At 70.1% G+C, this 395-nt stretch carries 1 protein-coding gene; it reads right to left on the bottom strand.

Going from position 1 to position 395, the window contains the following annotated elements:
• A partial coding sequence (locus VM95_RS38115; protein ID WP_045706277.1) for a caspase family protein occupies nucleotides 1–395 on the bottom strand: 395 nt, incomplete at both ends.

Genomic DNA, 395 nt, shown 5'->3' with positions numbered 1-395 from the left:
TCCCGGATCCCCTGCCGACACGCATCCACCAGGAACAACACCTGCGCAGCGGCCGTCTCCTGAAGCTCCTGCTTCCAGTCGATCGCGATGCACCCCGACCGGTACGGCCGCAACTCGGGGTGAATGTCCTCCGGAACCAGGTAGTCCTGCCCGTCGACGTGCGTGCCGTGCCCACTCAGGCCGATCAGCAGCCGCTCCCCCGGCTCGGCACGCGCCAGGAACCCGACCACCTCACCATTGACGAAGTTCGCCGTGACCGGCCGGCCCGCCCGAGGCCGCGGCACCTCGACCCGCACCCCACGCCCCCGCAGCGCCTCACCCAACTGCTCGACATCACGCGGGACAAAGCGCAGCGGCGCATCGTCGTACGCACTGGCCCCGATCAGCAGCGCCGA

The organism is Streptomyces rubellomurinus, assembly GCF_000961885.1.
Classification (GTDB): Bacteria; Actinomycetota; Actinomycetes; order Streptomycetales; family Streptomycetaceae; genus Kitasatospora; species Kitasatospora rubellomurina.
This window is presented reverse-complemented; position numbering and strand designations above follow the sequence as displayed.